The sequence below is a fragment of the Ulvibacterium sp. genome (assembly GCF_965248315.1).
Lineage (GTDB): Bacteria > Bacteroidota > Bacteroidia > Flavobacteriales > Flavobacteriaceae > Ulvibacterium.
Genome location: NZ_CBDFIX010000002.1, coordinates 3,257,239 through 3,275,590 on the forward strand (window position 1 = coordinate 3,257,239; position 18,352 = coordinate 3,275,590).

Genomic DNA, 18,352 nt, shown 5'->3' on the forward strand with positions numbered 1-18,352 from the left:
CAAAAATTAGAATCAAAAACCAGTCTTTCAGTTTGGGAATCCGTAGGAAAAGTAAACGTTTCGATTTTTCAAGGAACGTGGTTTCAATGGTAAATGGAATTTAATACTAACATGATGATTGGTTAATCGTTTGAGACTGTTTTTGTATTAATCAGCTTTGCCATACGATCAATACTTTACTATGCTTAGCGGAGGACACTAAAACTGGGTAATAGCATGCTGTCCAGGTTGGATTCATTACTTGAGTTAAAGATTCGATAGCCCTAAAAAGTTCTATCAATATGGATGTTGTTATCCTAAGAGGTAAAATGTTGCCCTAAATCATGAGGTTTTAAAAGAAATGGAATTTTAAATATATCAGCGAAGTGTACTTTACCGATTTTATAAGTCCTTGATGGGCATACTGTTGGTTTGATAGCAAATAAAGTGTTTATTTTAATATCGATTCTTTATTAGGTCAGATAGAATTACTAACAATCTATTGTATCTATGCATGCATACCTATTTCCTGGTCAAGGTGCTCAATTTCCCGGTATGGGAAAAAATATGTTTGAAAAATCCAAATTGGCCCAAGACTATTTCAAAAGGGCCAATGCTATCTTAGGATTTTCAATTACCGATGTAATGTTCGATGGATCTTCCAAAGATTTGAAACAGACAAAGTATGCCCAGCCCGCAATTTTTTTACATTCTTTTATTCGAGCAAAAACCATGGGCAAAGATTTTAATCCAGATATGGTTGCTGGGCATTCCTTGGGTGAGATATCCGCCTTGGCAGCCGTTGAATCTTTAGATTTTGAATCGGCCTTGAAACTCATTTCCAGACGTGCGTTGGCCATGCAAAAAGTTTGTGAAATTGAAAATACGGGCATGGCCGTTGTGGTGGGGCTATTTGATGTTATCGTCAAGGATATTTGCAAACATGTGGATGGCATAGTCGTACCTGCCAATTATAATGCACTTTATCAAGTAGTCATCTCAGGCGAAAAGAAAGCACTTAAAGAGGCTTGTGATAAATTAAGGCCAGGAGCCAGGGGAGTGGTAGATTTACCGGTAAGTGGTGCATTTCACTCTCCCTTTATGGAACCCATAGTGGAAGAATTTAGCTCAGCTGTGGAGGAAACTGAATTTAAAAAGCCCATTTGCCCCATTTATCAGAATATTGTGGGTCGTCCAAGCGATAGCATCGCGCTGATTAAAAAAAATTTAATCGATCAATTGACACACCCTGTCATGTGGCGACATACCATCCTACATATGATAGAAGATGGAGCAATTGAATTCACGGAAGTTGGTCCTGGAAATTTTCTAAGAGGACTCGTTCGTCAAATCGACAAAAATGTAGAGGTTTGCGGAATATCGTAAACGAATAAACACTTTTCTGACTATTTTTACCTTGATGGAATTTTTCCTCTAATTTGTAGCAAAAAGGTACTACAGCCTTATACCATCTAAAAATGGTAGGGATTTCACCTAATTAAAAAACGTATGAAGAGAATCTACTTTTTGGCTTCATTTCTATTGGGTATATTCATAAACCCGATCTTGGCCCAAGAACCTAAGGTGTATAAGGCCCCTGAATTTGATATGGCATGGAGCAAACCTTCCAAGTATCCGGATAGGATTGTGCTAAACCTTGGTCAGGATCCCGCAACTTCGGCCAGTGTAACCTGGCGCACGGTCCCTGAAATTAAAACGGCCTTCGCCGAGATTGCCGTGGCTACCGGCGCCCCTAAGTTTTGGCGCAATGCAAGAACCTTAAAAGCAGTGACCACTACTTTTGACGGATCCAAGATACCCAGCGCCGGATTTATATCCAAGTACCATTCAACTACTTTTTCAGAACTGATACCGGATACGGTTTATGCCTATCGCGTCGGTGATGGAAAACGATGGAGCGAATGGATACAGTTTAGGACTGCCAGCAGGTCCCCAACAGAGCCCTTTTCATTCCTCTATGTAGGGGATACCCAAAATTTCATCCTCGAACTTTGGTCAAGACTAATTAGAGAAGGTTATAAAAAAGCCCCCAATGCCAGTTTTATAATCCATGCAGGGGATTTGGTGAACAATGCCCATCGTGAGCAAGAGTGGCAAGAGTGGTTCGATGCTGGCGGTTGGATACACAGTTCCCTTCCTTCTTTTCCCGTACCCGGAAACCATGAGTATAGGCCCCTGAACGAGGAGGACGTGAAAAAAGGAACGAGGAGCCTTTCAGCACAATGGAATTACCAGTTCACACTTCCGGAAAATGGTCCGGAGGGATTGAAAGAGACCGCGTATTATATGGATTATCAGGATACTCGAATCATAGGCCTCAATACCAATGTGGAACATGAAAAACAGGCAGTTTGGGTGGAGGAACTACTATCTAATACAACCCAGAAATGGAAAGTGATTACCTTCCACCATCCGCTGTTCTCGGCATCTTCCAACCGCGATAATGAGGAGTTGCGGGAACTTTGGAAGCCGATTTTTGACAAGTATAATGTAGATCTCGTACTTCAAGGGCACGACCATAGCTATGCCAGGGGTAGGGTTTCTCCCGGGGAGAATACCTTGGATGGGGTCAATCTACGGGACCGGACGGGCACCGTCTACGTGGTATCCGTGAGTGGCGGAAAGATGTACGGGCTGCGTCCCAATGCATGGGAAGGCTGGGAAGCGGAACGGGATAGGGCTGCAGAAAATACCCAACTTTTTCAGGTAATTACCATTGAAGATGACAAGCTGTCGTTCGAATCCTATACGGCTATTGGTGAGCTTTATGACGCCTTTGATCTGCTAAAGATCGGAAAGGGACCGAACAAGTTCGTGGAACGAAAACAAGAGGCCATTGCCGTAAGGCGGTTCAACAACACCATTCCCTATAAGGACACACTGCCGGACACTATGAAGAACATGTTAGAGAAACGATACAAGAAATTCGAGTACGATGGCGTGGTCTATACCCAGGAAAACGGCCTTTTTCGTTACCAAGTCACAATGAAGAAGGGAGATGAAGAACTACAGCTCCTCATCGATAACAATGGAACTATTTTGGAAGAGATTCGAAAAGAGGATTGAACCTTCACTTCTACACTGCTTAGGTTTAGGCCTCAATTTCAGCAGTAATTGGCTTGTCCAAGTTCTTTACGGAATCGTTCCAAGTGTCATTTTTTGCCCTACACGTACTATACTATTTTGTACTGCGTTATACTTTTGTGTTGAAAAATAGTAACGCTTTAAGGCAAGTAAAAAATATCCCATTTAGGCTAATAAAACCTTAACACATTCATTTCTTTATTAAGAAATGATAGATTTAATATAACAAGTCGTTCCATGAAAAAAACATTCTACCTACTACTTTTTTCTGTAATTTTCATTTCATGTTCTTCCGATACCGATGATTCAGATATATCAGGAGGTAATCCATTCGAAGAAAAGGGAAAACACGCATTTAGTATTGATTTTAAGGACATAGTGCCCGACACATCGTTAAAGGAAAGCCCTATGATTCCTGTTCCCGCTTTCGCGCTCATCACTATCGCTGATAATAATGGGAGTACAATTCTTACCCAAGAAAAAATTGCAGTACAAAAAGTAGGTGAAAAATACATAACGGATGAAATTGAGTTAGACGCAGGAACCTACAACCTCATGGAATTTATAGTTACCGATGTTGACAACGCCGTCATTTCCATAGTGCCGAAAACAAATTCGGCTTTATCGCCACTTACCGAAAAAACACTTCCATTTAGTATTAAGGTAGAAACGGACAAGTCCAGTATTACCACTACAGATAATATTGATGCCGAAGGTTTTAAACCTGTCGATTTCGGATATACATCATTAAGTTTGACCTTTCCAAAGTCTACGGATTTCTTCAGTTTGACCATTGACGAACCTACATCAATTACTACCAAGACCCTTGTCTTGAAATCAATTACAGCATCAAGTTATGAAGTTGATTGGGGAGATGGTGCCGTTGAAGAGTATTTGTCCACCAAAAGTGATATTGAGGAGGAAAATGAATTAACACATACTTATTCCCAAGAAAATGTTTATACAGTAAACATCAGTGGGCCCATTGGGGTTATCGAAGATTTTAGTTTTTATAGCGACAATGAGGTAGGAAACCCACTACAAAGCAACATCGTTTCAGTCGAAATAGGTGACCTGGCACTGTTAAAAAAATGCCATATCTATTATGGAAGGCTTTCAATGCTGGATACTTCAAAAAATTTGGCATTGGAAACCTTATCATTAGGATACAACCAAATTATGAGCCTTGACCTTACCAACAATCCAAAACTGATTACCGCACGGTTGAGATATAATCAGTTAACGGATCTTAATGTTTCTCAAAATTCAAATTTGGAATTTTTGAATGTCACGGGAAATCAAATTTCAGATTTGAATGTTTCCAACAATTCTACGTTGGAAAAATTATTGGTTAGGGAGAATCAATTGACCAGTTTGAACTTAGCCAACAATTTGGAACTGACCGGTTTGGATTTAAGTGATAATTCATTACTCAGTTTGGATGTTTCAAACAATAATAGTTTAGAAGAAATAAATATTGGAAGGAATGAACTAACGGGGATTGATCTTTCAAAGAACATCAACCTGAAACGTATAGACCTATACGGTAATCAAATCACTACAATTGATCTTTCCAAGAATCTGAATTTAAGAGACTTATATATCGATGATAATTCACTAAACGATATTGATTTATCCAATAATCCAAACGTGGAGCGCTTAATTATTGAAAACAATAATTTAAGCAATTTGGATTTGGTCAATAACCCAATGGTTTTTGATCTTCAAATAGGTGGGAATCAATTTAGCAGCACTCAATTGGACCTAATAATAATGCAAGTATACGAACAGGCTGTTCTAAATTCCATCATCAATGGATATATGAACTTCAAAAATAATCCGGGATTTGATGAAATTAATTCAACTACTACCGATAGAGTAATTGAACTGGAGGAAACGTATGGCTGGTTTTTCAATAATAACTAAGGTAGACCAGAATGCCTAGGCCATTTCGGTTCACTATCATTTTGCCCAGTTACCTTTACTATTGCATTGCGACTTAGTTTTCATCATTAGTAACATAATATTCTATAGTTTTATAGTAAGGTCAAGTTTGCTATATTTATAAAGACCCAATTCCTAAAAGTCGGTCTTAGGCATACAACATTTCAAAATCGCTTTGGGCCAGTTTTTTTGAGGATGTTCTGTTACATTTAATTTGAGCGGTTAGGATCGAAGTACAGGTACTACATTTCCATACCATGAAGCAATTACGATTACCCATCTTTACCTCCAAAATAAAGTATTACAATCTCAGGATTGTACCTCAAGACCTTATTTTTGAAAATGTCATAGCGCTTAAAAAACAATTTGAATTCACCTTTGGAAAGCAACCCCTATCTAGATCCAAACCCCACATTACGATAGCGAGCTTTAAAATGAATTCAAAATACCAAGACCTGCTCATACAGGTTTTCGACCAATTGTCTCAACGGGAAACTTTTAAATTACATATAGATGGATTCGACGTTTTTGAAAATTCCAAAACATTGTATCTAAAAATTTCAAAGAAAAATGCATTGACTACACTACATGGAGACCTCCAAGTTTTGTATGAGAAACACTTAAAAGGAAGAGCGAAATCATTCGCTATTTCGGAAAACCCACATATGACCATTTCCAAGACCAGGGGAAAGAAAATGCTCTATCAAAGTCTACACCATTTTCAGAACAGGGGGTATTCAAGGCAAATTGAGGTACAGCATCTCACTCTGGTTTCACGATCAAAATACAAAACGTGGGAGAGGCAACATGAAATTCAATTCTCCTAATTGGTAAAACTCGCCATATTTCGTCATTACTAGGCATTTGTTCCAAAACGTATGGGAATGGATAGAATATTCGGGGTTTCAAGAAAAACCTCAGAAATTCTAAGGTTTTTCTATGGGTGATTCTAGATACTATTTTCTATATTTAAGTACGCCAAGACATTGACTTCCTACGTTTTACTTCCCCAAAACAAAATTCCTGCGTATTGCTATGCGCATAGTTTGCCATAGGGGTAAACATTATAACGGTACCTGGCACAGGGTGGTGGGTTTCGCAATGTATATATATCGTGTCCTTGGCCATAAGCTGTATTTTAACATTGTCCTTATAAACCTTTAAAACAGACATCATGTCCTCAGAAAAAAAAGAAAACTTGTTCAAAACCAGCATCTCTCCGGAATTTGATGCTTTGACGAAAAAATTCGTCCAAAGTGTCCATAAACATGCTTCAAATGAGCTGAGCTTACAGCACGAGCTTTTTGCAGATCGACCGATTTCTACGGAAAAATTACAGGCCCTGACCAAAAGGGCGGTAAGAGCAGCTCTTCCGGAGCTTATGGATATTAAACTTATTAAGGGGTTTTTAAAAAAGCTAAATGGTTCAATACCCTGCAATTCTTCAGAATTTCAAAGAAGGTTGGCAAATTCCCCTGTACGGGGACCCGAGGAAGACATGGTGTTCTTATTGTTGTACGGAGCAAAACATGGACTTAAGAATCGAGACTTTAGTGCCATACCAATCCGTGCCATTGGTTTCAATTTTAACTCCGATCCCGCACTGGAAACCACCAAATTGACAAGTTTTAATATGATTATGCCCGTTGAGGCCGAGCGGGCCTATTTATTTTCTAGCGGTGCTTCGCAACGTATCGGTGATTCCCACTTGCAACGTGTGGTCGATACCGGGGAAACACTACAACAGGGAGCAGGGCTCGCACACGAAGCCATTGAACTGCTTAAAGAACTATTCGCCTGTTTTAGGGATTTGTTCAAAACGATAAGGGAAGCCCTTTTTGGAGGGGATAAGGATGATATTGAAGAAGCCATCGATGATGTTAAGGACGCCATGGACGATTTAAAGGACGATATTGAGGATCTGGATGAGGATATCGAAGATTTGGACGAGGATATTGAAGAAGAGGAGGACGATGAGGACAAGGCTGAGCTTAGGGAAGAACGTAGCCAAAAACGGAGGGAGCGTCGTATTAAGAAAAGAGCTTTGGATAAACTAGAGGAGGCCCTGGAAAACTTGGAGGATGCACAACGTACCCTAGAGGATTAGGGGCCGTATTATCTGATTTTTTAATATACAAAGTCTTTCGGTAAGGGGTATCCTCAACAATTTTAGCTTACTCTGGCTCAATGCATAGGCTACTTAAACTTTTGCCAGTAGTACACGTTTAACCAATCAATGTATTGATCACAAACGTAACGTTGCAAAAGTCTAAAAAATGAGTCTATTTAATGAAGCTAGTAATCAATCCTCCAATTGAAACTGGACTTATTTAAAATGTCTCTAAAAATAGTTGTCGTAAACTCGCCCAGGATTTCTCGTCTGCATCAGCATCATATACCAAGGGCAAATTGAATTTCTCCCCATTGGCATCAGCTTCTTTACTGGTGAAACTATGTTTTACGCCTGGGTATGACAAATAGGTATAATCGGCATTGATTGAATCCAATGCACTTTTAAATGCCACCACAGATTCTGGGTCAATAAACGGATCATCCGCTCCATTGCAGACCAAAACCTTGGCCTTAAGCTTATCGCCGGGCATTATGGGAAGTTGAACCCCACTATGGAAGGCCGCAACTGCATCTAAATCTGCCCCAGAATTGGCCATGGTCAAGACCACACTACCTCCAAAACAATAACCTATGGCTCCAATCTTTTCCCCATCCACTGAAGCATGGGATTTTAATACATCCATGGCCGCATTAAAACGGGCCGTGGCCTCGGGCAGATTGGTCATAACACTCATGGCGAACTTTCCTGCATCATCGGGATGATCGGCTAGTTTCCCATCACCATACATATCAACGGCCAGTGCAGTGTACCCAAGTTCGGCCAACATATCTGCACGTCGGCGCACATAGTCATTGTGCCCCCACCATTCGTGGACAATTAATATACCGGGGCGCTTTTCTTTAATATTGACATCATGGGCCATATATCCCTTTAGGTCAGTTGAATCAGTAGCATAAGCTACCTCCTCTCCTTGAACCTTTATAGGAAGTTCTTCAGAAATTTTCTTGGACTCGGTTTTAGATTTGCAAGATCCGAAGGTTACCAGACCAACAATAAGAAAAAGGTTTATCAAATCTTTCATTTTCACATAATTTAAGTACATCTAAAGATAATCAATCAAATGTTGAAATTCTGATTAAAGGTATTGGAATATTAGTGGTATGGAAAAACGAAATCATCCAAGGCACCTTAAATCCATTTCGCTTTTAGGTCCTTGTATTTTGTTCTTCCGATAGGAATACGCAACCCATTCCGTAGCTGGGCCATATATTTACTTCCAGAGGCCACACTTATGTTCGTTATCTCGGACATCTTTACCAAGTACGATTTGTGGATGCGTTCAAAGGAATGGGATAACAGCTGTTCTAGCTTTTCGAGCGACTTATCATGTAATTCTTTAGTGCCATCCGTAAGAAATAGTTCCGTATAGGTACCCGCTCCTTTTATGTAGATTACATCTTTAATAGGTACCAGCTGTATCCTGCCTCTTTTTTTTATGGCTAGAAATTTAACCGTGTTGTTTTCTGTTGCTTCTTTAGTATGCATCCGATTAAAGGCTTGCGCCAACCGCTCTTGGTTAAAAGGTTTGGGTACAAAATCCAGTACCCCATGTTCAAAAGCCGTAATTGCCTGATCTTTATAGGCGGAAATAACAATCGTATGAAACGATTCGGAAACTGCTGTGGTAAGCAGTTCAAAACCACTTCTACCGTTAAGATTCAAATCCAAAAGAACAAGGTCTAATTTGTTATTCCCAATAATGGTCATGGCCTCCTGAAGCGTGTTGCTATGCTGTATTGATTGTAGGCCATCTCCAAAAATAGCACGGGTCATCCGTTCAATTCTTTTGGCGATCCTTGATTCATCTTCAACAATTAAAATCTTCATCTCCTAAGTATATATTTTTATGGTGTTTTTCCAGCCATGACCCACGGGTTCTGAAGTGAGTTCCCATTTGTCGTGATAACTCTCCCTAAGTCGAGCCTTGATATACCGCAGTCCCGTACCTTCTTTTCTTTTATTCTCATCTTGATTCAATGGAGCAGCAAAGGTTAAAAAGGTATACCATTTACAATCGCTATTCGATTCAAAAATCAATTTAAATTTGATACGGTTATCTTTTAGAGGCATACTATGAGTAATCCCGTTTTCCAATAAGGTGTGAAGAATTCCGGGTGGTATTTTTTGCCCTAGATCTATACCTTCTTCTTCCCAAGTATAGTTTATTTCTTTACGATACTCCATAATATCCAGATGTGCACGACAGAGTGCAATTTCTTGGGCAACAGGTATTAGTGTCTGGTTTTCAATCTGACTCAAAAGATCAAATTCTTTGGCCAAGGCTTCTATAAACAAAACGCCTTTCTTAGGTGCTTCCTCTATCCAATCGATCAAGGAAGTAAGCGTATTCATTAAAAAATGGGGTTGAATATTCTTTTTTAACAATTCCAAACGAAGACGAGTGGATTGGACCAAAGATTTTTCATAGGCCAAACGTTGTTCTTTGATACGAAGGGAAAGCAAGTACAGCATGTTTAGCAGGATAAGGCTAAAACCTGTGAAAAGACTCACATTAAATGAAACAGAATAACCTATGAATAGACAAAAGAGGAGCGTAAGTAACAATAAAAGAGCGCCTTTTGCCTTTTTATATATTCCATTAACCGCTATGCCAAAAGAAAACACCCATAGGCAAATCACCATAGCTAAGATCGTAAAGTCAAAAAAATGTTGTTTAGTGATGAAAAAATATATTAGAATTCCTGTATAAATCCCAAGGAAAAACTTCCGTTTAGGGTAGGGGAACTGTATAGACAAATAGAGTGGTATTAAAAAAGAAATACCGAACATGAGACTAGTAATGACCTCTAAACGGATTACGTGCAGACTATAATGGATCGGGAAGGTTGTTCTCACAAAGTGGGTCATCGTTAGGCTAAAGAAGAGAAAACAACTGATACTAAAAATTAGAGTGGGGTACTCTTTTTTATTGCCGAGGAATAGAAAAAGAAAATAGATGGAAGCCACTAGAAAAGCTCCGGCAAAAATATGCATGTAGGAGTTTTGAATGAGGCGTTCGGTAACCAAATCATTGTAGTTATCTATTTTCAGATCATAAATACCAACATGATCCGGAAAATAATAATTGCTAAGGCGCATCGCTATAACGTGTTCTCCCTCATGGGTCAAGTGGGTAGGAATGCTAAAAGTGGTCCACAATTCACCTTCAGGAGGTAGGTCTGCTTCCTGACCCGGGTTTCCATTTTTACCGATCAAAACCCCATCCCAAAAAACTTCATACTCAGCGTAGACCTCTAACCGAAGCCCATAGGGTTGTAAGGGTTCCGGGGGCTCTAGGATATCAATCTTGGTTCTTGACCAGAAAACCTGACCATTGGGAACAAATTCCAAGTCTTTTTTCCAACGCTGATTTTGCAGCTCCTTTGCCGCCCAATTTTGTTGATCTCCAATCCGGAATCTGGTTCCATATTCCTTGAAAACAGGACTTTGAGAAAATGATACCACAGGTAATAACACCAAGAGAAGAACAAATAAAAATCTCAGGTTCATTTTTAGCGGTTTTGTTAATCTAAGATATTCATTAAAGATGGCTTCTTGGAGTAGTTCAGTAGTTTATAGAGCAGTTGGCATAATTTATATTGGAAAGCTGAGGGTCAAAAACCAGATTTGCAGTATTAAAAACCATTGGACCCATTTGGTCCGGATGCATTTTTGGCTGTTGAAAATTTAAACGATGTACATCAAAGGTACTACCGTATGAAAAGAGAGCGAATTACAAAATTACCGTCATTAACAAAAACTATAAAGAACACAATAGCTTTACTTTTGGTAACGCTCCTGACAGGAACAAATAGTGGCTTTGCCCAACAAACCGAAGGCCTGGCACCAGAGGCTACATCGGCCCAAGCTGAGCTCCCGTTCCGGGATATTCCTGTTCTCGAGGAAGCCTTTATCGATATAGCACCAGATGATAGAAAAGACGGTATCCCTGTAGGCGAATTGGGCATCGATGGCGGCAATAAAGCGATGATCCTAAAGCTGGCACAGGAGATTGCGGACCGTAAACATGGCAACTTCGACAGCTTTCTTATTTTCCATCAGGACAAGCTTCTCTTTGAATCTTATTATGCAAGAGGTCGCGTTAATCTACCACATCCGCAGGCATCGGCCACTAAAGCTTACACCAGTCTATTACTTGGCCGTGCCATTCAGTTGGGGTATCTGACCATGGCCGATCTGGACAAGTCTTTGGTCAGCTTTCTCAAAGATCTGGACCCCACAAAATTTGTGGAGGGTGCTGAGCTAATCACCCTACATAAGGCACTGACCATGAGCACCGGTATTCGTATCGCAGAAAAACAGTGGGAAGAATTTGAGAAAAACCCTGATCAGATAAAAGGTCAGAAGCAGGTTCAGGCCATGCTGGAGCATAGTGCGCCTATCACCCCGGCCTCTCAGAACTTTTTATATGGCACTGGCCCGGGCTTGGTGATGCAGGTCCTCAACGCAGTAGTACCCGGATCGGCCAAAGACTTTATTAAAAATGAACTTCTCGATAAAATGGGTATCACAAATTATAGCTGGTTAACACAACCTAGTGGTCTACCAGAAGCGGGCTGGCGTACCAGTATAACATCTCGTGACATGGTCAAGTGGGGCATTTTGACTACAAACAGGGGCAAATGGAATGGAGAACAACTGGTTCCGGAAGCATACATCGCAAAAGCAATCAGCCCGATACTCTATACGGGCGATGATGATGTCTTCGGCGGCGGTAAAGATGTGTCCAATCAGGGCTATGGATATTTCTGGTGGAATGCGAATCTAAAATCTGGTAGCAAGAGCTTTTACAGCACATCCGCCCAAGGGGGCGGAGGCCAGTATATCATCCTAATTGAGGAGCTGGACCTTATGATCGTGGTTACCGCACATGATCGCGAGAACAGTACTCTGCAACTAACCGCCGAGCGGATCCTACCGGCATTCATGAAGTAGCAGCAACAGTTTTCGCACCTCCTTATTAATACCAAGGAAACTGATTCTATACTACGTTCCGCAATATCCTCCAAGCGTTATACAATACGGTAAATCTAAGATTTGTTCATTTGTAGATGAAGCCGTTCCACCAGTTCCTATGTGGATAAGGCCGTTTCATTCCACTAAAATTCTTCTAGCAATGTATCGACCAACTTGGTTTTTTGCATACTCCGTCGGAAATTTATTGCAACCGTGTTGCAATAACAAAAATTGTTTGCTTATTTTTGCAACTCAGTTGCATTTAAGACCGCAATATTTATGATACAAGGTATAGGTCAAATGGAAAAACTAAGTTATTCCGACTTTCTTGGAGCAGTTGCCAGTGGCCTGTGCGCAATCCATTGTGCCCTGACCCCAGTGTTTTTTGCCGCCAAACCTGTTTTGGAAAGTACGATGGGCCAACACAGTCACGAAGAAGGGATTTGGGCACTATTGGATTACCTTTTTTTGATCTTGAGTCTGGCTGCGGTTTGGTACTCTGCACGACACACCAATCATACGGGCATTAAGAGGGTACTATGGGGAGCATGGGTCGTTTTTGCAATTGGACTTTTATCGGAACCCTTTCATTTTCACCACGGGAAGTGGTTCATGTATATTGGTTCCATTACCCTGGTCATAGCGCATGTGTACAACCACCGTTATTGCAAAATAATAAAGATGGACACGCTTACCGAAAACACGGATAGATGATACTGACAAACATTCCGGATGACAATGCCATAATTGGCGACGACATAGGAATATTACAGGACATTCATTTGAAAACCAAAAACATCGCCATTTACCAGCGCGGGACAGAATCATGGATGAAAGGGCTAAACCGGGCCATAAAGTGGCCCATACAATGTCGGGCAAATGGTACGGTAGAAGAAATTACCTTTTCCTTGAACTACTATTTTACCAACTCACCACACTTAAATGAAAGCCTATTAGAAGACATTTTAAGTCTTTTGGAGCTATTCGAACAAGTAACCAAATCATCATTTTTCAGGGTCTTGCTGGCCACAGTCAACACAAACATGTGCCGCAGGTTCCATGCTGACAATAATGAATTGAGGATGCTCTGTACTTATTATGGTCCAGGTACGTTATGGCTACCCGATTATGCCGTAGATAGAAAGGCCTACCTTGCCAGAAAAAGCAATCAAACCATTTTACGTAACGAAAGTCTTGTTCAACAAGTCGATACTGGCGACGTAGTCATTTTAAAAGGTGCATTATACCCGGAGGCAATCCCTATTTTGCATCGTAGCCCTAGTATTGAGGAAAACAGTGGGGAACGAATATTGCTTAGGATCGACACCAATGAATCCCTAAAGCTTTTGAAATGATATTTCCAAGACCAGGAAGAGGGGAAGAACTTCGCTTAAGTGATTGCGAAATCTATCGGATGAAAGAACTTTACCCACAGTGTTTGGTGATTTCCGTAAAAAGGGAACACCGGATACCACAAATGTGTCAGAATAATTAAAATGATATGAAAACAGAAAAAAAACTTCCCGTAACGGTTTTAAGCGGATTCCTTGGGGCGGGCAAAACCACTTTGTTAAACCATGTTTTGCACAATAAAGAAGGCTTGAAAGTTGCCGTAATCGTAAACGATATGAGTGAGGTCAATGTGGATGCACAATTGGTTAAGAACGAGAACACCCTTTCCCGTACGGAGGAAAAACTAGTGGAAATGAGCAACGGATGTATTTGCTGTACCCTTAGGGAAGATTTAATGATAGAAGTGGAGCGTTTGGCCAAAGAAAATCGGTTTGATTACCTCCTTATTGAAAGTACGGGCATTAGCGAACCGGTACCGGTTGCCCAAACTTTTTCTTTTGTAGACGAAGAAAGCGGAATTGACCTCTCACGTTTCAGTTACATAGACACTATGGTAACCGTAGTGGACGCCTTTAATTTTTTCAAGGATTTTAGCAGTCCGGAAACACTGATGGATAGGGAGCTTACAAATATGGATGGAGACCATCGCTATATTGCGGATCTATTGACCGACCAAGTTGAGTTTGCCAATGTTATTATTCTAAACAAAACTGACTTAATAACCGTTGAGGACCTTAAGACTTTAAGGGGAGCTATCCAAAAGTTAAACCCTGCTGCCCGTATCATTGAATCGACCTACAGCAAAGTAGCGCCTGAAACAATTCTTAACACGGGACTTTTCAATTTTGAGGAAGCGGAACAAACCGCCGGTTGGATCGAGGAACTTCAAAAAGATGAACATACTCCCGAAACCGAGGAATATGGAATATCATCCTTTGTTTTTAAATCCAAAAGACCTTTTGACCCCATCCGGTTTTTGGATTTTGCTCGGGAATTCCCAAAAACTATTATCAGAAGTAAAGGTTTATTCTGGTTGGCTTCGAGGCCGGAACAAGCCTTGGTCTGGGGGCAAGCTGGAGGTTCTTTAAAAGCGCATAGTGCAGGGGTTTGGTGGAGTAGTATGCCTATTAAAAAACGAATCCAATATTTATCGTATACCGAAAACCAAGATATAATCAAAGAGAGTTGGGACAAAACCTTTGGGGACCGAAAAAATGAAATTGTATTTATCGGTCAGCAAATGGACGAAGCGGAAATAAGGGCAAATCTGGATGCTTGTCTGGCAACAGACCAAGAACTTGAGTCACAAAGGTGGCTTGAAGGATACGCAGATAACTGGCCTATGCCTAGGATGCATGCTCAGGAGTAAACTACTTAATGGGCAGGCTATGAGATACTAAAGAAAACTCAAAAATATATTTCGGTACAACAAGTACTGGAACATTCAAATCCTGATTATCAGGTAAAAGTCAAAAACCGTTCACTTCTGCCCATTGCTATAAATTTCTGCTGGTCGCATAGGTAGCACCTTCTTTATCATCGTTTAGCTGTATCCCAATGGTGGCCAGTCTATCTCTAACATAATCGGAGAATGCAAAGTCTTTCTGGGCACGTGCCTGTTGCCTCACTTCGATCAGAATATCCATCACTTCGGGTAACAGCTCATCCTGGAAGCTCATCTTGGTTTCATCTTGTATGCCCAATACATCAGTAAGAAAGCCGCGATAGGTGTTTTGTAGGATGGTCAACGTCTCTGTTGAGACGCCACCCAGGTCTTGCATAGTTTTGTGTGCCAACCGCAAAAGTTCAAAAAGACTGGCGATGGTTTCCGCTGTGTTGAAATCATCATCCATGTTTTCGTAGCAACGCTCACAGGTGCCTCGAATTTGTGCCGATAGGTCGTTGTCGACATCCTCCGACTCCTTCGCTTGCAATCCCTCGATAAGCTGCAGTCCTCTCAGTAATTTTCCACAAGCTACCTCCGCCGCCTTGATCGCCTGGTTTGAAAAATCAATGGTACTGCCATAATGCGCCTGTAATATTACAAAGCGAAGTGTGACGGGGCTATAGGCTTTTTCAAGCAATGGATGATCTCCACTGAACATTTGACCCAAGGAAATAAAATTACCTTTGGATTTTGCCATCTTTTGCCCATCGAGCGTCACCATATTATTATGCATCCAATAGCGGACCGGTGCCTGGCCAAAGGCGGCATGGCACTGGGCAATCTCCGCTTCATGATGCGGGAATTTAAGATCCATACCCCCACCGTGGATATCGAATGGAAGCCCAAGATATTTGATGCTCATGGCCGAGCATTCTATATGCCATCCGGGGAAACCCATTCCCCAGGGAGAACGCCACTGCATAAGGTGTCCTGCTTCCGCTTTTTTCCAGAGTGCAAAATCGGCCGGATGTTTCTTCTGATCCTGTCCATCCAGTGCACGCCTTCCGGCCAGTAAATCTTCCAACACGCGGCCGGAAAGCTGTCCGTAATGATGCTTTTTCGCATAGTCCATGACATTGAAATAAACCGACCCATCCCTTTCATAGGCGAAACCATTGGCCATGATTTGCTCGATCATGTCGATCTGCTCAAGGATATGCCCAGATGCCGTGGGCTCTATTGATGGTGGCAATACGTTGAGCCTGGCCATCATATCCCGGTACAGATTAGTATAATTTTGGGCCACTTCCATAGGTTCGAGCTGCTCGATACGGGCTTTCTTTGCAATCTTATCCTCACCTTGCTCGTTCAATTCATCTTCCAGATGGCCTACATCGGTAATATTGCGAACATAGCGCACCTGATACCCTAGGAACCTAAAATACCGGTACACAGTATCAAATGTGATCGCTGATCGTGCATGTCCCAAATGCGGCTCGCCATATACGGTAGGGCCGCACACATACATGCCTAACTTTCCTTTCACCAAAGGGACAAATGGCTCCTTTTCTCCTGAAAGTGAATTTTTTATATAGACCGTTCTATCGTTCATGTTGGCGAGCACAAATGCTTTTTGTCAGTATCTTCCGTTATTTGGCCATCGGAACATTCGATACATTTTCCTTGCATCAGGAAATACATCTCTTTAATGTCATATTTTTTGAGTCCCTCCATGTACTCATCCGGCAGACAGGGCAGACAGACTATTTTATCACATTCCCTGCAGTGTAAATGGGGATGTATACTGAGATTCTTATGTTTTTCATGGTTTAACATATATAGACAAATACCGTGTTGATCGACCAATTTTATGACCAGATCCATTGCCTCAAAAGTATGAAGGGTGCGATACATTGTCGCGCGGTCCATGGAACCTGACAATTGTTTTTCTATCTCGGATAGGGCAAAAGGTTTTGAATTGCCCATAAAAAGTTCCAGAATGGCCAAGCGCTTGGAGGTGATGCGCTTATTCCGACTTTTTAAGAGATCTATGGCACTTTTCCTATTCATGTCGTTAACCTTCAGATAAGGTTGTAGAATTCGTTCCGCAAGTCTATATCATTGAATCGTCCTCCATATTCCAATGTAGTGGTCCGGCTGGTCTTATCATTTACTCCACGGGTGGACACACAAAGGTGCTCGGCCTCTACCACTACAATTACATCTTCGGTTTTAAGTGCATCCTTTAGCTCGTTGAAAATTTGTAGGGTCATGCGTTCTTGTACCTGAGGCCTTTTTCCATAGTATTCCACGACCCGGTTGATTTTTGATAGGCCAATGACCATACCTGAAGAAATATAGGCCACATGCGCCTTTCCCGTAATGGGTAGAAAATGATGTTCACAAGCAGATGAAAACGTGATATCCTTCTCCACCAACATTTTATTGTACTGATATTTGTTTTCAAAGACAGAAAGCGATGGCTTATTTTCGGGGTTTAGTCCCTGAAAAATCTCTTTTACATACATCTTGGCCACGCGGTAAGGAGTGCCTCGCAGGCTATCATCGGTCAGGTCCAGACCCAATTCTTCCATGATACCCCCAAAGAGCTTTTCGATGTTCGCCATTTTTTCCTCATCGGATTTAGCAAAGGCATCTTCCCGCAACGGGGTGTCGACTGAAGTCATGACATGGTTGTTCCCATTAAGGTCGTGCTGTTTTTGCTCTATCAATTTTTCATCTATTCTCATAGCTATTGCAAATCTTTAATGAATTGAAGTGTATTGTTTTTTGTATCCACATTCCGGTAAAAGCAAGCTTTTCTGTGTTTACCGTGCTTGTTATAGGTATGGCACACACCATCACCCTGCAGGGTAACCTGATAGACAAAAGCATCCTGATCACAATCCACCAGAATAGTATCCACTGTCAGAAAATCCCCGGAGGTTTCTCCCTTTACCCAAAGCTTGTTGCGGGAGGTGCTCCAAAAAGTAGCAAGACCGGTTTTTATCGTTTTACGTAATGCTTCCGCATTAATGGACGCCAGCATCAGAAGTTGTCCGGAGTCTGTTTCCTGAACCGCCACTGGCAGTAGGCCACTGCGTTTATCAAACTGGGGTGTGAACTCAATACCTTCCTCCAGTTCCATGATTTTATAGTTACCTTTTAGATTCATTGTACATTTTCTTTTTTGGAACAGGATCGTATCCCTGTGTGCCCCAAGGGTGGCATCTTAAAAGTCGCTTGGTTCCCAAAATCAGGCCTTTTATGGCCCCCCATCCAGTAATGGCATCGATCATGTACTGTGAACAGGTAGGCTGATGCCGGCAACTGGAAGGGAAGAAGGGCGAGATGGCCACTTGATAAAAGCGTGCCCCACTTATCATTATATCTTTTAGTATTTGTGTCACAGCTTTTGAAATTCCTTCTTCTAGACTTATGGATAACCCATACAACCTATAAGATACCGTATA

At 41.4% G+C, this 18,352-nt stretch carries 17 protein-coding genes; 9 read left to right on the plus strand and 8 right to left on the minus strand.

The window, feature by feature from the left end; genetic code table 11:
- Positions 1-489: 489 nt before the first annotated feature.
- From fabD to ACP2AF_RS15595, 5 genes are all read left to right on the plus strand, one after another.
- Positions 490-1,365, plus strand: coding sequence for an ACP S-malonyltransferase (gene fabD / locus ACP2AF_RS15575; RefSeq protein WP_425237073.1), 876 nt, complete (start codon positions 490-492; stop codon positions 1,363-1,365).
- A 123-nt stretch (positions 1,366-1,488) separates the two neighbouring features.
- The gene (locus ACP2AF_RS15580; RefSeq protein WP_425237074.1) at positions 1,489-3,066 is read left to right on the plus strand and encodes a metallophosphoesterase; all 1,578 of its coding nucleotides are present in this window, start codon (positions 1,489-1,491) and stop codon (positions 3,064-3,066) included.
- Positions 3,067-3,321: 255 nt separating this feature from the next.
- A complete protein-coding gene (locus ACP2AF_RS15585; RefSeq protein WP_425237075.1) occupies positions 3,322-5,010 on the plus strand; it encodes a leucine-rich repeat domain-containing protein in 1,689 nt (562 codons plus the stop codon).
- A gap of 275 nt (positions 5,011-5,285) precedes the next feature.
- The gene (locus ACP2AF_RS15590; protein ID WP_425237076.1) at positions 5,286-5,855 is read left to right on the plus strand and encodes a 2'-5' RNA ligase family protein; all 570 of its coding nucleotides are present in this window, start codon (positions 5,286-5,288) and stop codon (positions 5,853-5,855) included.
- A gap of 347 nt (positions 5,856-6,202) precedes the next feature.
- Positions 6,203-7,135, plus strand: coding sequence for a hypothetical protein (locus tag ACP2AF_RS15595; protein ID WP_425237077.1), 933 nt, complete (start codon positions 6,203-6,205; stop codon positions 7,133-7,135).
- A 223-nt stretch (positions 7,136-7,358) separates the two neighbouring features.
- On the opposite strand, the gene ACP2AF_RS15600 is transcribed toward ACP2AF_RS15595, so the two are convergent.
- From ACP2AF_RS15600 to ACP2AF_RS15610, 3 genes are all read right to left on the minus strand, one after another.
- Positions 7,359-8,183, minus strand: a complete 825-nt coding sequence (locus ACP2AF_RS15600; protein ID WP_425237078.1) for a dienelactone hydrolase family protein — start codon at positions 8,181-8,183, stop codon at positions 7,359-7,361.
- Positions 8,184-8,290: 107 nt separating this feature from the next.
- Complete coding sequence (locus ACP2AF_RS15605) at positions 8,291-8,989, minus strand: LytR/AlgR family response regulator transcription factor (protein ID WP_425237079.1); 699 nt, start codon at positions 8,987-8,989, stop codon at positions 8,291-8,293.
- Between the two features lie 3 nt (positions 8,990-8,992).
- Positions 8,993-10,672 carry a histidine kinase gene (locus ACP2AF_RS15610; protein WP_425237080.1) on the minus strand — a complete coding sequence of 560 codons (1,680 nt, stop codon included), beginning with the start codon at positions 10,670-10,672 and terminating at the stop codon, positions 8,993-8,995.
- A 207-nt stretch (positions 10,673-10,879) separates the two neighbouring features.
- Between ACP2AF_RS15610 and ACP2AF_RS15615 the strand changes: the two genes are divergently transcribed.
- The 4 genes from ACP2AF_RS15615 (at position 10,880) to ACP2AF_RS15630 (ending at position 14,861) form a co-directional block, all read left to right on the plus strand.
- A complete protein-coding gene (locus tag ACP2AF_RS15615; protein ID WP_425237081.1) occupies positions 10,880-12,118 on the plus strand; it encodes a serine hydrolase domain-containing protein in 1,239 nt (412 codons plus the stop codon).
- A gap of 300 nt (positions 12,119-12,418) precedes the next feature.
- Positions 12,419-12,853, plus strand: coding sequence for a MerC domain-containing protein (locus ACP2AF_RS15620; protein ID WP_425237082.1), 435 nt, complete (start codon positions 12,419-12,421; stop codon positions 12,851-12,853).
- Positions 12,850-13,494: a DUF1826 domain-containing protein gene (locus tag ACP2AF_RS15625; protein WP_425237083.1), complete on the plus strand. Its 645-nt coding sequence runs from the start codon at positions 12,850-12,852 to the stop codon at positions 13,492-13,494. The genes ACP2AF_RS15620 and ACP2AF_RS15625 overlap by 4 nt, the downstream gene beginning before the upstream one ends.
- Positions 13,495-13,640: 146 nt before the next feature.
- On the plus strand, positions 13,641-14,861 hold the full coding sequence (locus ACP2AF_RS15630; RefSeq protein WP_425237084.1) for a GTP-binding protein: 1,221 nt from the start codon (positions 13,641-13,643) through the stop codon (positions 14,859-14,861).
- A gap of 127 nt (positions 14,862-14,988) precedes the next feature.
- On the opposite strand, the gene cysS is transcribed toward ACP2AF_RS15630, so the two are convergent.
- Genes cysS through yidD form a run of 5 tightly spaced genes read right to left on the minus strand, consistent with a single transcriptional unit; the run spans position 14,989 to position 18,289 of the window.
- On the minus strand, positions 14,989-16,491 hold the full coding sequence (gene cysS, locus ACP2AF_RS15635; protein ID WP_425238038.1) for a cysteine--tRNA ligase: 1,503 nt from the start codon (positions 16,489-16,491) through the stop codon (positions 14,989-14,991).
- On the minus strand, positions 16,488-16,949 hold the full coding sequence (locus tag ACP2AF_RS15640) for a Fur family transcriptional regulator (protein WP_425237085.1): 462 nt from the start codon (positions 16,947-16,949) through the stop codon (positions 16,488-16,490). Before ACP2AF_RS15640 ends, cysS begins: the two co-directional genes overlap by 4 nt.
- 11 nt (positions 16,950-16,960) lie before the next feature.
- Complete coding sequence (gene folE / locus ACP2AF_RS15645) at positions 16,961-17,629, minus strand: GTP cyclohydrolase I FolE (protein WP_425237086.1); 669 nt, start codon at positions 17,627-17,629, stop codon at positions 16,961-16,963.
- Between the two features lie 2 nt (positions 17,630-17,631).
- On the minus strand, positions 17,632-18,054 hold the full coding sequence (locus ACP2AF_RS15650) for a phosphoribosyl-AMP cyclohydrolase (protein ID WP_425237087.1): 423 nt from the start codon (positions 18,052-18,054) through the stop codon (positions 17,632-17,634).
- Entirely contained in the window at positions 18,038-18,289 is a 252-nt protein-coding gene (yidD, locus tag ACP2AF_RS15655) for a membrane protein insertion efficiency factor YidD (RefSeq protein ID WP_425237088.1), read from the minus strand. The genes ACP2AF_RS15650 and yidD overlap by 17 nt, the downstream gene beginning before the upstream one ends.
- Between the last annotated feature and the right edge of the window lie 63 nt (positions 18,290-18,352).

Excerpts from the sequence above, each read along its gene's own strand:
- fabD (WP_425237073.1), top strand. The coding sequence starts at position 490 with ATGCATGCATACCTATTTCCTGGTCAAGGTGCTCAATTTCCCGGTATG.
- ACP2AF_RS15580 (WP_425237074.1), top strand. The coding sequence starts at position 1,489 with ATGAAGAGAATCTACTTTTTGGCTTCATTTCTATTGGGTATATTCATA.
- ACP2AF_RS15585 (WP_425237075.1), top strand. The coding sequence starts at position 3,322 with ATGAAAAAAACATTCTACCTACTACTTTTTTCTGTAATTTTCATTTCA.
- ACP2AF_RS15590 (WP_425237076.1), top strand. The coding sequence starts at position 5,286 with ATGAAGCAATTACGATTACCCATCTTTACCTCCAAAATAAAGTATTAC.
- ACP2AF_RS15595 (WP_425237077.1), top strand. The coding sequence starts at position 6,203 with ATGTCCTCAGAAAAAAAAGAAAACTTGTTCAAAACCAGCATCTCTCCG.
- ACP2AF_RS15600 (WP_425237078.1), bottom strand. The coding sequence starts at position 8,183 with ATGAAAGATTTGATAAACCTTTTTCTTATTGTTGGTCTGGTAACCTTC.
- ACP2AF_RS15605 (WP_425237079.1), bottom strand. The coding sequence starts at position 8,989 with ATGAAGATTTTAATTGTTGAAGATGAATCAAGGATCGCCAAAAGAATT.
- ACP2AF_RS15610 (WP_425237080.1), bottom strand. The coding sequence starts at position 10,672 with ATGAACCTGAGATTTTTATTTGTTCTTCTCTTGGTGTTATTACCTGTG.
- ACP2AF_RS15615 (WP_425237081.1), top strand. The coding sequence starts at position 10,880 with ATGAAAAGAGAGCGAATTACAAAATTACCGTCATTAACAAAAACTATA.
- ACP2AF_RS15620 (WP_425237082.1), top strand. The coding sequence starts at position 12,419 with ATGATACAAGGTATAGGTCAAATGGAAAAACTAAGTTATTCCGACTTT.
- ACP2AF_RS15625 (WP_425237083.1), top strand. The coding sequence starts at position 12,850 with ATGATACTGACAAACATTCCGGATGACAATGCCATAATTGGCGACGAC.
- ACP2AF_RS15630 (WP_425237084.1), top strand. The coding sequence starts at position 13,641 with ATGAAAACAGAAAAAAAACTTCCCGTAACGGTTTTAAGCGGATTCCTT.
- cysS (WP_425238038.1), bottom strand. The coding sequence starts at position 16,491 with ATGAACGATAGAACGGTCTATATAAAAAATTCACTTTCAGGAGAAAAG.
- ACP2AF_RS15640 (WP_425237085.1), bottom strand. The coding sequence starts at position 16,949 with ATGAATAGGAAAAGTGCCATAGATCTCTTAAAAAGTCGGAATAAGCGC.
- folE (WP_425237086.1), bottom strand. The coding sequence starts at position 17,629 with ATGAGAATAGATGAAAAATTGATAGAGCAAAAACAGCACGACCTTAAT.
- ACP2AF_RS15650 (WP_425237087.1), bottom strand. The coding sequence starts at position 18,054 with ATGAATCTAAAAGGTAACTATAAAATCATGGAACTGGAGGAAGGTATT.